The sequence below is a fragment of the Thioclava sp. GXIMD4215 genome (genome assembly GCF_045291555.1).
GTDB lineage: Bacteria > Pseudomonadota > Alphaproteobacteria > Rhodobacterales > Rhodobacteraceae > Thioclava > Thioclava litoralis.
Genome location: NZ_CP149515.1, coordinates 2,174,670 through 2,188,294, shown reverse-complemented (window position 1 = coordinate 2,188,294; position 13,625 = coordinate 2,174,670). Strand labels below are relative to the sequence as shown.

At 59.5% G+C, this 13,625-nt stretch carries 13 protein-coding genes; 5 read left to right on the top strand and 8 right to left on the bottom strand.

The features are described 5' to 3' along the window. Positions 1-73 precede the first annotated feature (73 nt). Positions 74-1,498: a zinc-ribbon domain-containing protein gene (locus tag WDB86_RS10820; protein WP_406735913.1), complete on the top strand. Its 1,425-nt coding sequence runs from the start codon at positions 74-76 to the stop codon at positions 1,496-1,498. 55 nt (positions 1,499-1,553) lie between these two features. Here WDB86_RS10820 and WDB86_RS10815 read toward each other — a convergent pair whose 3' ends face one another. Genes WDB86_RS10815 through argH form a run of 4 tightly spaced genes read right to left on the bottom strand, consistent with a single transcriptional unit; the run spans position 1,554 to position 6,982 of the window. Further along, a complete protein-coding gene (locus tag WDB86_RS10815) occupies positions 1,554-4,115 on the bottom strand; it encodes a TIGR02302 family protein (RefSeq protein WP_406735912.1) in 2,562 nt (853 codons plus the stop codon). A 45-nt stretch (positions 4,116-4,160) separates the two neighbouring features. Beyond that, complete coding sequence (gene lysA, locus WDB86_RS10810; protein WP_406721435.1) at positions 4,161-5,426, bottom strand: diaminopimelate decarboxylase; 1,266 nt, start codon at positions 5,424-5,426, stop codon at positions 4,161-4,163. 54 nt (positions 5,427-5,480) lie between these two features. Then, positions 5,481-5,579 (bottom strand): lipoprotein, encoded by a 99-nt coding sequence (locus WDB86_RS10805; RefSeq protein ID WP_339108477.1) that lies wholly within the window; start codon positions 5,577-5,579, stop codon positions 5,481-5,483. Continuing rightward, complete coding sequence (gene argH / locus WDB86_RS10800; protein WP_406735911.1) at positions 5,576-6,982, bottom strand: argininosuccinate lyase; 1,407 nt, start codon at positions 6,980-6,982, stop codon at positions 5,576-5,578. The genes WDB86_RS10805 and argH overlap by 4 nt, the downstream gene beginning before the upstream one ends. 27 nt (positions 6,983-7,009) lie before the next feature. On the opposite strand from argH, the gene WDB86_RS10795 reads away from it, so the two are divergent. After that, the gene (locus tag WDB86_RS10795; RefSeq protein WP_406721437.1) at positions 7,010-7,558 is read left to right on the top strand and encodes a TlpA disulfide reductase family protein; all 549 of its coding nucleotides are present in this window, start codon (positions 7,010-7,012) and stop codon (positions 7,556-7,558) included. Positions 7,559-7,567: 9 nt separating this feature from the next. Here WDB86_RS10795 and WDB86_RS10790 read toward each other — a convergent pair whose 3' ends face one another. Continuing rightward, positions 7,568-8,794 (bottom strand): PAS domain-containing protein, encoded by a 1,227-nt coding sequence (locus tag WDB86_RS10790; RefSeq protein ID WP_339108480.1) that lies wholly within the window; start codon positions 8,792-8,794, stop codon positions 7,568-7,570. Between the two features lie 184 nt (positions 8,795-8,978). Here WDB86_RS10790 and WDB86_RS10785 point away from each other — a divergent pair, with 184 nt between their 5' ends. The 3 genes from WDB86_RS10785 to phbB all read left to right on the top strand — a co-directional run bounded on the left by WDB86_RS10785 (position 8,979) and on the right by phbB (position 12,020). Further along, complete coding sequence (locus WDB86_RS10785; RefSeq protein WP_339108481.1) at positions 8,979-9,818, top strand: EAL domain-containing protein; 840 nt, start codon at positions 8,979-8,981, stop codon at positions 9,816-9,818. Positions 9,819-10,040: 222 nt separating this feature from the next. Continuing rightward, positions 10,041-11,219 (top strand): acetyl-CoA C-acetyltransferase, encoded by a 1,179-nt coding sequence (locus tag WDB86_RS10780; RefSeq protein WP_339108482.1) that lies wholly within the window; start codon positions 10,041-10,043, stop codon positions 11,217-11,219. 78 nt (positions 11,220-11,297) lie between these two features. Further along, positions 11,298-12,020: an acetoacetyl-CoA reductase gene (phbB, locus tag WDB86_RS10775; RefSeq protein WP_339108483.1), complete on the top strand. Its 723-nt coding sequence runs from the start codon at positions 11,298-11,300 to the stop codon at positions 12,018-12,020. 310 nt (positions 12,021-12,330) lie between these two features. Here the strand turns inward: phbB and WDB86_RS10770 are convergent, their stop codons facing one another. From WDB86_RS10770 to WDB86_RS10760, 3 genes are all read right to left on the bottom strand, one after another. Then, on the bottom strand, positions 12,331-12,498 hold the full coding sequence (locus WDB86_RS10770; RefSeq protein WP_339108484.1) for a YdcH family protein: 168 nt from the start codon (positions 12,496-12,498) through the stop codon (positions 12,331-12,333). A gap of 123 nt (positions 12,499-12,621) precedes the next feature. Beyond that, the gene (locus WDB86_RS10765; protein ID WP_339108485.1) at positions 12,622-13,377 is read right to left on the bottom strand and encodes a methyltransferase; all 756 of its coding nucleotides are present in this window, start codon (positions 13,375-13,377) and stop codon (positions 12,622-12,624) included. Continuing rightward, a complete protein-coding gene (locus WDB86_RS10760; protein WP_339108486.1) occupies positions 13,377-13,589 on the bottom strand; it encodes a DUF2007 domain-containing protein in 213 nt (70 codons plus the stop codon). The genes WDB86_RS10765 and WDB86_RS10760 overlap by 1 nt, the downstream gene beginning before the upstream one ends. Positions 13,590-13,625 lie beyond the last annotated feature (36 nt).

The window sequence follows — 13,625 nt, the reverse complement described above, 5'->3', positions numbered from 1 at the left end:
ATTGCCAGATTGGCGATGGCGTCCTATCCGGACGCATTGGGCCCATAAGTTAAGTAACCGAGGCATATCCTTAATGCGACTGACCTGCCCCAAATGCGCAGCCCAGTACGAAGTCAATGACTCGGTGATCCCCGATGCGGGGCGCGATGTGCAATGTGCCAATTGCGGGACGATGTGGTTCCAGCCCTCGGCGCGGATGCAGGCGCTGCCCGATGCGGTGACAGACCCCCGCGAGGAACCTGCCGAAGAGCCTGCACCGTCTGCATGGAAGCCCGGTCATGCGATCACGTCACTGGCCGATGCCGATCGGGCACAGGACCTGCATGATGCCGCGATCGCGGCAGATATTGCCAGGGCGCTGGAAAGCGACAAAGAACCGCTTGAAACGGAGGGAAGCGCCGTCGCTGATGCGGCTGCGGACGAGATATCAGACAATTCTGAATCTTCAGAGATCCCGGAAAAAACGGCATCTGGCGAGGCATCGCCAGACAAGCCCCGCGAGGAAGAGCCCCCCCAGGAAGACGAGGCAGAGGATCTGCGTCCGGCGCCCCAACCCGGCATGATGCCACGGCGCAAGCTGGATGACGGGCTGCTGGCGATCTTGCGTGAAGAGGCGGAGCGCGAGGCGCAGGCCCGCCGCGCCGAGGGGAGCCTGCTCCAGACGCAGGAAGAGATGAATCTGGAACCCGTCGCTCAGGCAGCAGCCAGCCGTGTTCAGGCCAAGCTGGCGCTTCTCAGGCAAAACGAGCAAAGCGCACCGGCCACCTCCGAGGTCGCGGAAGTGGCGCTGCCCGATGCCGGTATCACCGATGCCGATATCACCGAGGCAGCCCTGCCGAGCGAGGAGGCACCGGTCCTTGCGGCCTATGCCCCGCCGCAGCCCGATGACGGCTTCGAGGAAGACGATCCGGATTACCATATCGGCGCGGTGCTTCCCGAGGCAGACCAGTTCAGCGACGCGCCCGAGGATAGCCTGCCGGAACCGGATGCGCAGGCGCATGTCTCGATCAGCTATACAAGCGACCTCCCCCCTGCGCAGGGTGCCGCGCCCGTATCCAAGCCCGAGCCACAGCCAGAATCCCAGCCCGCCCCCGTTGCGGAAGAGGCGCCGCACGTGGAGGCCGTCGAGTTGGTGCATGTGGAGCCGGACCCCGCCTCTGACCCGATCCATCAGATCAGCCGCCGCGACCAGCTGCCGGATATCGAGGAAATCAATTCGACCCTGCGCGCCTCCTCGGACCGCGGGCGCCATGCTGCGGCCTATGATGCACCACAAACTCTGGCGCGTCGGCGCAGCAGCTTCCGTCTGGGCTTTTCTCTGGTTGTCGGGCTGGCGGCCATCCTGCTGGCCATCTATCTCGGGGCGTCACAGATTGCAGCCGCGGTTCCTGCCGCGCAACGCCCTTTGCAGGCCTATGTGACCAAGGTCGACCAAGCCCGTCTGGCGCTGGATGACCAGCTTGAAAAGCTGATCATCTGGCTCGGCGGCACCGCTTGACGCCGCGCTCCGCGACACAGGTCCGCACGCAGCGCCCCTGTGAAACCGCCTCCGTTCAGAACCTGTCCAGCAGACGGTCCAGATAATCGCGCTCCTGCGCGCTGCGGTCCCGCTCGGCCTGACGACGCCGGATCTCGTCCAGCAGATCGCGGGCGCGGCCATAGGGGTTTTCGCCCTGAAGCATGTTCTCTTCGGTTCCGACACGGTTGCCATCTCCGGCCGAACGCCCGAGCGGATCGCGGGGCATCGCCCGCTGGCCACCCTGACCGCCCTCCCCGTCGCGCATCTGGCCTTGCTGGCCCTGTTGTTGCTGGCCCGCCTGACGCTGCTCTTCGCCGTTTTGCGCATTGTTCAGCGCCTGCATACCTTCGCGCAGCGACTGGATGGCCTCGGCCTGATTGTCCAGCGCCCGTCCGTTATCCCCTTTGCGCAGCGCATCCTCGGCGCGGCCCATCGCCTCGCCCGCATCATCAAGTCGCTGGCGGGCACGGTCACTTTCGGCGGACCCGAGATTGGGCAGCAGTCCCTTCTGGCGATCCAGTTCCTGACGCAGGGCGCGCTGACGGTCCGAAAGGCTCTGCCCTGATCCGGATGGCGGCGGCGCATCCTGCGCCTGACCGTTCTGATTATTCTGACCGTTCTGACTGTCCTGACCACTCCGGCCCTCTTGCCCCTGCTGACCGTTTTGCAGATTGCGGAACGCATCATCGGAGAGCTCCTGCTGTTCGCGCAAAGTGTCACGCAAGTTCTGCATCTGACGACCACCTTGCCCCTGCCCGTCGCCCTGCGTGACTTTCATATTCTGCATCATACGGTTGAACTGCTCCAGCAGCTCTTGCGCCTCGGCCATACGGCCCTCTTTCATCAGACGCTGGATCTCGTCCATCATCTGTTGCAACTGGTCGCCGGTGATCTGCTGGCTCTGCTGATCCTGATTCTGCGTCGGATCGCCCTGCGTCTGGTCGCGTTCTGCCAGCATACGGATATAATCATCCGTCGCGTCTTTAAGCTCTTGCATCAGCTTGTCGATTTCGTCCTGCGACGCACCATTCCGCATGGCCTCGGACAGGCGCTCCTGCGCCCGCTGCATGCGCTCCAACGCGTTCGACAGACCGCCATCCTCGACCAGCTCGGCCATATTCCATAGCATGTCAGCCATCGCGTCGCGCGCCTCGGGCGTATCAAGCCCCTGATCCAGCCGCCCGATCACGCCGCGCAGCAACACGCGCACCTCGGCAGATCTGATCAGGTCGGGCGCGCGATTATTTAAAGCTTTCAGAATATCGGAAACATAGGCTGCATTCCCACGGTTCCACAACAGATCCTGACGCATCTCGACAAATGCCGACGCCAGAGGATCAAAGAACCGCCGTCCGGGCAAAACAATCGCCTGCCAGCCCGAAGATCCGGTCTGGCCGCGCCCGTCGGTCACCTCCAGCTCCAGCTTGACCGGCAGATTGGCCCATGCATGCTTTTCGGCATCTTCAACCAAAGACCCGTCAAATGCCTTGCGTGAACCGGTGTAGGGCATCGGCAGATCATAGATCAGCGCCTCGCGCGGCTCGGGATCGACCTTCAGGCCGAATTTGCGCGGAATCGCCGCCAGATCCAACTGGATCCTCACCTGACCGGAGGTCACGGCATAATCATCCGAGGCGTGGAACGGCAGCACCATCTTCCCATCGGCACGCCGCTCGACCGCCCCCGTCAGACGGATTTCAGGGGCGTCATCCGGCGAAATCCGGATATCGAACTTGCGGCCTGCCATGCCAGAAATCTCGACGATGCCACTTTGCACCGCCTCGAAATCGCGGCGCGATACATCGGTGCCGCTTGTATCTTGCGGCGCGACGGCCGGATTGGACACGCTTTCGCGAAACCCGATCTTGCGGGAATCCCCATAGAACCGGAAAGAAAAGCGGGTGCCCTCGGGCAGGGTCAGCGTATCGGTCTTGAGAGAGTTGAGATAGAGCCCCGGTTGTCCGGTATAACGCGGCGGCTCGGCCCAGCCTTCCCAACTGGGGCCCATTGCCGCCAGCGCGGGCGCGGTTCCTCCGGGCAAGGCACCGTTTTCAAACATGCGGGAGGGGGCCCCGAACACCAGCGCGCTGACCAGCAGCAGGATCGCCGTCAAACGCAGCGCATAGGGATCACGCGGGGCCAGATCGGGATTGGGGCGCACCGCTCGGGCGGTTTTCGCGCGCTCTGTCATGCGGGCAATATGCGCCTGCCACAAAGCCCGGCTTGCGGGATCACTGCCCCCAAGCGCCATATCATCGGCCAAAGCGGTTAACGGACGCCCCGGCAAGGTCTCATCCACACGCGCCACGGCCTCAGCATGGCTGGGCCAGCGGAAAACGCGCCAGCCCGCAATCAGGCTGACTGTCAGAGCAAGCCCCCAAAGCCCGAGGCCAGCCCAGCCAATCCATGCCGGCAGCGTCAAGATCCCGAAGACAAGGGCCGCCATACCGACCGCGCAGAGCGAAAGCGCAGGCCAGAACGCCCGCAGACCACGTTCAACCACCAGCCCCAGACGGGTCTGCACAATTTTACGGGCCACCCGACGCAAAGCGGGGTCGGCATATGTCCGGGCGGGATCAGGCTTGCGCAGGGTCATCGGTCCTTTCCGGGCATGTAGAGCACGCCCGGAACAGGGGCGCGTTTAGAGCCACTCGGGAATGCTATCGCGAGACAGCATTTCCTCAAAGCTTGGTCTTTGACGGATGACAGCGAAGTGATCACCACGCACCAGAACCTCTGGGATCAGCGGGCGCGAGTTATATTCGGATGCCATAACAGCACCATAGGCCCCTGCCGAGCGGAATGCCACCAGATCTCCAGCCCCTACAGGCGGAAGATTGCGGGCTTTGGCAAAAGTGTCACCGGTCTCGCAAACGGGCCCCACCACATCAAAAGGCGCTTGCTCGACACCGGCCTGTGCCTCGACCACCGGAATGATGTCGTGATGGGCACCATACATCGAGGGGCGCACCAGATCATTCATCGCCGCGTCGAGAATCAGGAAGTTCCGGCCCTCGCCTTCCTTCAGATAGATGACCTCCGAGACCAGAATACCGGCATTGCCGGAAATCAGACGGCCCGGCTCGATCTCGATCTCGCAGCCCAGATCCCCCACGGCGCGGCGGATCACCTCGCCATATTCAATCGGCAGCGGCGGCGCGTTATTGTCGCGCTGATAGGGGATGCCCAGACCACCGCCCAGATCGAGGCGGCGGATATCATGGCCATCGGCGCGCAGGGCGCGGGTCAGTTCGGCCACCTTGTTGAACGCGGCTTCAAAGGGCTCAAGATCGGTCAGCTGCGAGCCGATATGAACGTCGATGCCCATGACTTCGATCCCCGGCAGCGTGGCGGCCATCGCATAGACGGCCTGCGCCTTAGCAATTGGAATCCCGAATTTATTCTCGGATTTGCCGGTAGCGATCTTCTCATGGGTTTTGGCATCCACATCGGGGTTCACGCGCAGCGCGATCGGCGCCTTCAGCCCCTTGGCTGCCGCGATTTCCGAAATAGCCAGAAGCTCGGGCTCGGATTCCACGTTGAACTGACGGATGCCGCCATCAAGAACCAGAGCGATCTCTTCGCGGGTCTTGCCGACGCCGGAAAAGACGATCCGCTCGCCCGGAACGCCTGCAGCCTTGGCGCGGCGATATTCCCCGCCCGAGACCACATCCATACCTGCACCCAGATCGCCCAGCAGCTTCAGCACCGCCAGATTGCTGTTCGATTTGATCGCGAAACAGATCAGATGGTCGGTCCAGCCAAGGGCCTCCTGGAACAGTTTGAAGTGACGTTCCAGCGTGGCAGCCGAATAGATATAGACCGGCGTGCCAACCGATCTGGCGATCTCCGATACGGGCACATCCTCGGCATGCAACGCACCGTTTTTATACGTGAAATGATCCATGAAAGTCTTCCGGATATGATGTGACGGGGCCGCCAGAACCGGCGGCCTCAAGCATTACGGGGTCTGTTGGGCCGCTTCTGACGGGGGCACCGGCGGGCCTTCGACCCCGCAGGCCGCCAGTGCCAGAAGCGCTAGGACAAGCGCGGCCTTCATGCCTGCGCCTCTTTCCAGCGCGCGATCTGGGCGCGGACCTGCGAGGGCGCGGTGCCACCATAGGACATGCGCGACGCGACCGAGTTATGCACACCCAGCACCGTGAAGATTTCATCCGTGATGGCCGCATTGACCGATTGCATATCCGCCAGCGTCAGATCGGGCAGGTCGCATCCCTTATCCTCGGCCATCGCAACCAGCGTGCCCGTCACATGGTGTGCGTCACGGAAGGGCAGCCCCGCCTCGCGCACCAACCAATCGGCCAGATCGGTCGCGGTGGAGAAACCGCTGGAGGCCGCCGCCTCCAGCTTTTCGGTGTTCACAGTCAGATCGGCAATCATGCCCGACATCGCCGCCAGCGCCAGCATCAGGTTGTCGGCGGCGTCAAAGACCTGTTCCTTATCTTCCTGCATATCCTTGGAATAGGCCAGCGGGAGCCCCTTCATCACGGTAAACAGCGCAACCGTCGCGCCAAGGATACGGCCGATTTTGGCGCGGATCAGTTCGGCTGCATCGGGGTTGCGCTTCTGCGGCATGATCGAGGAACCGGTCGACCATTTGTCCGACATCGCCACAAAACGGAATTGCGCGGAGGACCAGATCACCAGCTCTTCGGCCAGACGACTCATATGCACAGCGCAGATCGACGAGGCCGAGAGGAATTCCAGCGCGAAGTCACGGTCGGACACAGCATCAAGGCTATTGGCCATAGGACGGTCGAAATCGAGCGCCTTCGCCGTGGCGTGGCGGTCGATATTGAAACCGGTGCCCGCCAGAGCCGCCGCCCCCAGAGGCGATTCGTTCATCCGTTTGCGGGCATCGGTGAAACGGCCCAGATCGCGCGCAAACATTTCGACATAGGCCATCATGTGGTGGCCCCAGGTGACCGGCTGCGCGGTCTGCAAATGGGTGAAGCCCGGCATCACCCAATCCGCGCCCGCCTCGGCCTGACCGATCAGCGATTTGATCAGCGACTGCAGGCCGTTGATCGCCGCATCACATTGATCACGGACCCAAAGACGGAAGTCGGTGGCCACTTGGTCATTGCGCGAGCGCGCGGTGTGCAGACGGCCTGCGGGCTCACCGATGATCTCTTTGAGGCGCGCCTCGACGTTCATGTGGATATCTTCCAGCGCGGTCGAGAAGGTGAATTTGCCACTTTCAATCTCTGACAAAACGGTGAGAAGACCTTCCCTGATGGCACTTGCATCGCTATCAGTGATGATGCCCTGCGCGGCCAACATGGCGGCATGGGCCCGGCTGCCCCGGATATCCTGCGCGGCAAGACGCTGGTCAAACCCGATCGAGGCATTGATCGCCTCCATGATCGCGTCGGGACCCGCGGCGAAACGCCCGCCCCACATTGCGTTGGAGGATTTCGGTTCGCTGGTCTGTTCGGTCATCTTTCGGCCCTGTCATCTGGAGGCAAAATGCTGCGGTCCCTCGTCCTTTATACGGCCCTCGCGCTTGGTGCAAATGCGGCGATGGCTGCAGAGCTTGATCCGCTCAAGACCGGAGAGATGCAGAAGCTGGTTACCTATAACGCGCCAATCGATCTGCCTGAACTGGAATTTCAGGACGAAGGCGGGAAAACCCATCACCTTTCGGACTATAGGGGCAAAGTCGTTGTGGTGAATTTCTGGGCAACGTGGTGTGTGCCCTGCCGGGAAGAGATGCCCGCATTGGAAAAATTACAAAAAACGATTGGCGGCAAAGATCTGGCGGTGGTGACAATCGCCAGCGGCCGCAATCCGCCAGAAAAGATCGACCGGTTTTTTGCAGATATCGGCGTGGAGAACCTTCCCAAATTCACCGATAAATCCCAACGTGCGGCCCGATCATTAGGCGTTCTGGGACTTCCCGTGACCCTTATCGTCAATCGCGAGGGGCAAGAGATTGCCCGCTTGATCGGAGGAGCTGATTGGGCGGGAACAGACGCGCAAACCCTTTTGCGCGCCGTTATTTCAGATCCGGCCTGACCGGTCCGCTCAGGAACTACGCATATAGGACGACATCGCGTTCTCGATGACTTCCGAAAGTTGCATGATCGCTTCCAGCCGCTCTTTGATATCGGCATGGAAAGAATCAAGCTGGTCAATTGTGGTCGACAACCCGCCAACATCGCGCATCCGACCACATTCGACCCTCCCCAGAACGCGGATCGTATCAAGGCCCAGCATCTGGCGCCGGATATCCGCGCTGGCACGGTTCAGCTCTGCGGCATAGCCGACCGCCCGCGACATTGCCGTGCGGGCATCCTCGGTACATTGCGTTTCCAGCCCGTGCAGAAGCTCTTTCTCCGCAAACCAGTCAATTTGTGGCACCGGCACGCTTTTATCAATATTCACAACCATTTCCGACATAACGCGGTTACAACCGATCAGGAACAGAACACGCGCCACCTCGCGCGATAGCCGCTCGCACATATTGTCATGTCCGCCCACAAAGCTGGCAAGACGCTGGGAGATCACTTGCGAGCTGGCTTTGTAATTTTCAGAAATTGCCGAGACCGGCCCGCCCGAAGGCTCCATCCGCGAGGCCACAATGCGCATGTTATTGGGCACAGATTGCAACGCTTCGAAGCTGCGCAGCAGTTTCATCTGCTGCTCCGTCGCCTGTTCAAGGGCATGATTCATCTCTGCCAGAATGCGCGTCCTCCGGTCTGCCGCCCGTTTCAGACGCTCGTCCCGCTTGGCCAGTTCCTGTCCAAGCGCATAGGCGATGAAACTTGTATAGCTGGAAAACCCCTGAGATTCCGCTTCCTCGCGCAGCAAGGAGGCCGACTCTTCCGCCGTCAGCCCCTCGCGCTGTTCGCGTTCGACCAGCTGCGGATAAATCTCCTTGATTCGCTGAAACACGTCACTGGAAGGTTTCAGACGCACACTAAGATAGCCGCCATCGATCGGGAGGATAACAGCCAAAACCCAATAGTAATCGCCATTCTCGCAGCGATTCTTCACATAGGCCCCGATCGGATTCCCCTTCTGGATCGAATCCCACATAATGCAGAAAACGCCCTTGGGGACATCCTTATGCCGCACGATCTTGTGGGGGGCGTTGATAAGCTTGTCCCACGAGAAACCGGCGACGCGCTGAAACACATCATTCCCAGCCTGAATGACGCCGCGCTTGTCCGTACGGGAATAGAAGAGCTCATCAAAACCGAACGGAGCCTCACTTTCGTGAGTCGTCGAGAAACCGGTTTGCGCGTTCATAAACAAAAGCCTCTTTGCCTGGATCTGACCCAGTCATACAGGCAACGCGGTTACAGTTTGGTTTACAGGCCTAAACCTTGCGGCCTTCAAGCTTCATTTACCATAAAGCGAGGAGAAAATTCCTATTTACAAAATCTTAGCCCTCACACGCCAGTCTTGGAGCACCCAGAGACGGAGCGCCACAATGCAAAGCGATTCGAATATCGATCTATATACTGAACAAAATTCGGACAGCCCACTCTCTTTCGCCATTGCGCAGCGCGACAAGAACACGATTGCGATGGTCGAAAGAGCTGTCGAGCGCCATGATGTCGTTCTGGCCTTCCAGCCCGTTGTGCAAACCTCCCGTCCCGATCAGGTTGCGTTTTACGAAGGGCTTATCCGCGTTCTCGACGAACGTGGTCGAGTGATACCTGCAAAAGATTTCATCGAAACCGTCGAAGATACATCGCTCGGGCGTAAACTCGATTGTCTCGCCCTTGAGGCCGGGCTGCAGGCACTGCGCGAAAACGAGGCTCTGCGCCTTTCGGTCAACATGTCCGCACGGTCAATAGGATATCCCAACTGGATGAAAACGCTAAATAAAGGCCTTGCGGTTGACGAAACAATTGCAGAACGGCTTATTCTGGAAATTACCGAAAGTTCGGCAATGCAGATGCCCGAACTCGTCACGGTCTTCATGCAAGATCTACAGGCCAGAGGCGTCGCCTTTGCTCTGGATGATTTCGGCGCGGGGTATACTTCTTTCCGCTATTTACGGGAATTCTACTTTGACATCCTGAAAATTGACGGCCAGTTCATCAAAGGAATTTCCGAGAACTCGGACAATCAGGTGCTGACCGAAGCACTGATGTCTGTTGCACGGCATTTCGAAATGTTCACCGTCGCAGAGGCCGTTGAAAACTGTGATGATGCCGCATTTTTGACCTCTTTGGGCATTGATTGCATGCAAGGTTACTATTTCGGTGCGCCGACAATTATGCCACCTTGGAAAACACCACCCGCTGGCCGGATGCGTGCATAAAGAGTTTGATACTTCCCTGTGTAAACCTAAGATTGTTTTTGACAAAGCATCTCGGTCTTTGCCTGCACGGCTGACCGAGCCGTGGTCGCTTGCAAATCCAAAAAGCAATAAAATTTCAAAATACACCGCATTCCTTTACGATTAGCACTTGACCTCCTGCCTTGAGTCGCCATCCTGCGGTTCAAGCGCGGCCCTATGGCTGCTTCTTAGGAGGATTACATTATGACCAATGTCGTCATTGTTTCAGCGGCACGTACTGCCGTCGGTAGCTTCAACGGGTCTTTCGCCAATGTTCCCGCACATGACTTGGGAAAGTCAGTCCTTGAGGCCGTGGTTGAACGCGCAGGCATCGAAAAAGCCGATGTATCGGAAACCATTCTGGGACAAGTCCTGACAGCGGGACAGGGTCAGAACCCGGCACGTCAAGCGCATATCAACGCTGGGCTGCCCATTGAATCAGCCGCTTGGAGCATCAACCAAGTCTGCGGCTCGGGTCTGCGCACAGTTGCGCTGGCGGCACAGCACATCATGCTGGGCGACGCTTCCATTGTTATCGCAGGCGGTCAGGAAAACATGTCGATGTCTCCCCATGTCGCGCATCTTCGCGCTGGCACCAAAATGGGCGACATGAAAATGATCGACTCGATGATCAAAGACGGTCTTTGGGACGCTTTCAACGGATACCACATGGGGCAAACGGCCGAAAACGTGGCGTCCCAATGGGAAATCTCCCGCGAGATGCAGGATGAATTCGCGCTGGCATCGCAACAAAAAGCCGAGGCCGCGCAAAAAGCCGGACGCTTTGCAGATGAAATCGTGCCGTTCACGATCTCGACTCGCAAAGGCGACATCATCGTCGATTCTGACGAATATATCCGTCATGGGGCGACCATCGAAAGCATGCAGAAATTGCGCCCCGCATTCATGCGTGAGGGGGGAACCGTCACCGCAGGCAACGCATCCGGCATCAATGACGGGGCAGCGGCTGTTTTGCTGATGACCGAGGAAGAAGCCGCGAAACGCGGCCTGACCCCGATGGCGCGAATCGCCTCTTATGCGACGGCGGGTCTTGATCCGTCGATCATGGGCTGTGGCCCGATCCCCTCGTCGCGCAAAGCGCTGGAAAAAGCAGGCTGGTCGCCAGCGGATCTGGATCTGATCGAAGCGAACGAAGCCTTTGCGGCGCAAGCTTGTGCGGTCAACAAGGATATGGGCTGGGATACGTCCAAGGTTAACGTGAATGGCGGCGCCATCGCAATCGGTCACCCGATCGGGGCCAGCGGCGCGCGCATTCTGAACACGCTTCTGTTCGAAATGAAGCGCCGCGAAGCCAAAAAAGGCCTCGCCACGCTGTGTATTGGTGGTGGCATGGGTGTTGCAATGTGCATCGAGGGGCTCTGAGCCTCTCGACCAAAGCACAAAAGAAACAAAAGTTAAGACGCATTAGGGTTCGATGAAACAGGACCCAGGAGGAAGAGAATGTCCAGAGTTGCACTCGTCACCGGCGGTTCGCGCGGAATTGGCGCAGCCATCGCAAAGGCCCTTAAAGCCGCAGGTTATAAGGTTGCCGCCAACTATGCAGGTAACGACGAGGCCGCCGCGAAGTTCACGGAAGAGACCGGTATCCCGACCTATAAATGGTCGGTTGCCGATTACGATGCCTGCGCCGCAGGGATCGCCAAAGTCGAGGCGGACCTTGGCCCCGTGGAAGTGCTGGTCAACAATGCCGGTATCACGCGCGATGCACCGTTCCATAAAATGACGAAAGATCAGTGGGATCAGGTCATTGGCACCAATCTGACGGGCATCTTCAACATGACCCATCCGCTCTGGCCGGGTCTGCGCGAACGTAAGTTCGGTCGCGTGATCAACATCTCGTCGATCAACGGTCAGAAGGGACAATTCGGTCAGGCCAACTATTCGGCAGCGAAAGCAGGCGATATCGGCTTTACCAAGGCGCTTGCGCAAGAGGGCGCGCGCAACAACATCACCGTCAACGTGATCTGCCCGGGCTATGTTGCGACCGAAATGGTTATGGCCGTGCCGGAGAAAGTGCGCGAAGCCATTATCAGCACGATCCCCGTCGGTCGCTTGGGGGAGCCGGAGGATATCGCGCGTGCGGTGGTCTTCCTTGCGTCGGATGACGCAGGCTTCATTACCGGCTCGACCCTGTCGGCCAATGGTGGCCAGTATCTTTCGTAAGGCGTATCTTTCGTAAGGCGTTCTGGCCGGCGAAGATATGACGCGATCCGAAAAAAGGCCCGCATCTGCGGGCCTTTCCTTTTTGACCTCCCTAGATCACCCGTCCGTTCTCGACAGGCAGACACAGGGGGAGCGGTCCGGCAAAGACGTTCTGCCGATCGCTATCATTTTATTCCAGATACGTTTCTACGTATCTTTCAGGATATGTTCCGGACTAGGGAGCGCGGTGCTGGCCAGCTTCTTCGGATGAAGACCGCGCAACCTTGCTAAAGGTGCTGCGCTGAGGCCCTAAAGGGCCACAACAGTGAGGTCACGCCTGCTCGAGACGCGCGATCTCCTGCTTGATCTGCAGTTTCTGCTTCTTCATCTGGGCAATTTCGAGCCCAGGGAAGCCAGGATTTCGCGTCGCGCGCTCAACCTCGGCGGACAGAGCCTGGTGCTTCTTGCGGAGTTCGGTGATATGCGAACTAAGCGACATGGGCAGTCTCCTCTCTGTATGAGCCCTTACAGTTCAGCACGTTTTTTCGTTTCTGTCACGAATTTGTCGCGCTCTCAGGGTCACGCTCAGATTGGCCGGCGAATTATTGCAAAAATGTTAAAGTCAGATCGGCAAGTTTTGCCCAAAACGCAGTATAGACTGCGCAACTTCGCTCAAGTCCTCGGCATCCCCTGCGTGATATGCGCGTGCATGCAGAACCAGGGGCGCCAGAAGGCGAAGCGGCGTCTTTGCACCTTTTCGTGAGCTAACAATCACCCGCCCCGCATCGCGCCCCTGACGCGCTGCAATCGGCAAAATCCGAATCGCTCCGGCCCGCCCGTGCAGCGCAAAAAGGATATCATCCAGACGGTCGGCATTCTGGATCAGCACCAAATGGCCCGAGGGCTTCAGCCGCTTCAACCCTTGGCGCACCCATTCCGCCAGAGGAGTATCTTCGCGCTGCGCGGTCTCGCGCCCCGCATCCCGTGCCGCCGTTCCGTTCTGCGGCGCAAAATAGGGCGGGTTGGCAATGACATGGTCAAAGCTCATCTGCCGCAGCGCAGCGGGCATCTGCGCCAGATCGCCCTCATGCACCGTCAGCGCCAGCCCGTTGGCCTGCGCATTGCGTCGCGCCAGATCGGCATAGGCGGGCTGCACCTCCAGCCCGTGCAGCGCCACCCCCTCGACCCGCCGCCCCAGACAGAGGCTGGCCACCCCTGCCCCGCAGCCCAGTTCCAGCACGCTTTCGCCCGCCCGCGCCCCGCAGGCCGCCGCCAGCAGCACGGGGTCCATCGCCGCACGATAACCGTGGCGCGGCTGATAGATGCGCAAAGCGCCCCCGATAAAATCGTCACAGGTCAGGTCTTCGGCGGCAAACATCACTCCGGCCCGATCTCGTTATCGTCCAGCACCCTCCGCGCCCGCGCCAGATCCCCGTCCGTGACCATAAGACGACGCGGCAAAATCCCTATGCTGCCTTCGAGCACGCTCATATGGACGTCCATTTCAAAGCTGTTTATACCCTCGCCGGTAAGAAGGGCTTTGGCGAAGGCCAATTTCACGGGATTTGTCGTGCGCAGAAGCTCTTTCATTCATCCTCATTAGCCTCAGGCCCTTGGCCTGTCGAG

Excerpts from the sequence above, each read along its gene's own strand:
- phbB (WP_339108483.1), top strand. The coding sequence starts at position 11,298 with ATGTCCAGAGTTGCACTCGTCACCGGCGGTTCGCGCGGAATTGGCGCA.
- WDB86_RS10820 (WP_406735913.1), top strand. The coding sequence starts at position 74 with ATGCGACTGACCTGCCCCAAATGCGCAGCCCAGTACGAAGTCAATGAC.
- WDB86_RS10785 (WP_339108481.1), top strand. The coding sequence starts at position 8,979 with ATGCAAAGCGATTCGAATATCGATCTATATACTGAACAAAATTCGGAC.
- WDB86_RS10770 (WP_339108484.1), bottom strand. The coding sequence starts at position 12,498 with ATGTCGCTTAGTTCGCATATCACCGAACTCCGCAAGAAGCACCAGGCT.
- WDB86_RS10780 (WP_339108482.1), top strand. The coding sequence starts at position 10,041 with ATGACCAATGTCGTCATTGTTTCAGCGGCACGTACTGCCGTCGGTAGC.
- argH (WP_406735911.1), bottom strand. The coding sequence starts at position 6,982 with ATGACCGAACAGACCAGCGAACCGAAATCCTCCAACGCAATGTGGGGC.
- WDB86_RS10815 (WP_406735912.1), bottom strand. The coding sequence starts at position 4,115 with ATGACCCTGCGCAAGCCTGATCCCGCCCGGACATATGCCGACCCCGCT.
- WDB86_RS10795 (WP_406721437.1), top strand. The coding sequence starts at position 7,010 with ATGCTGCGGTCCCTCGTCCTTTATACGGCCCTCGCGCTTGGTGCAAAT.
- lysA (WP_406721435.1), bottom strand. The coding sequence starts at position 5,426 with ATGGATCATTTCACGTATAAAAACGGTGCGTTGCATGCCGAGGATGTG.
- WDB86_RS10760 (WP_339108486.1), bottom strand. The coding sequence starts at position 13,589 with ATGAAAGAGCTTCTGCGCACGACAAATCCCGTGAAATTGGCCTTCGCC.
- WDB86_RS10790 (WP_339108480.1), bottom strand. The coding sequence starts at position 8,794 with ATGAACGCGCAAACCGGTTTCTCGACGACTCACGAAAGTGAGGCTCCG.
- WDB86_RS10805 (WP_339108477.1), bottom strand. The coding sequence starts at position 5,579 with ATGAAGGCCGCGCTTGTCCTAGCGCTTCTGGCACTGGCGGCCTGCGGG.
- WDB86_RS10765 (WP_339108485.1), bottom strand. The coding sequence starts at position 13,377 with ATGTTTGCCGCCGAAGACCTGACCTGTGACGATTTTATCGGGGGCGCT.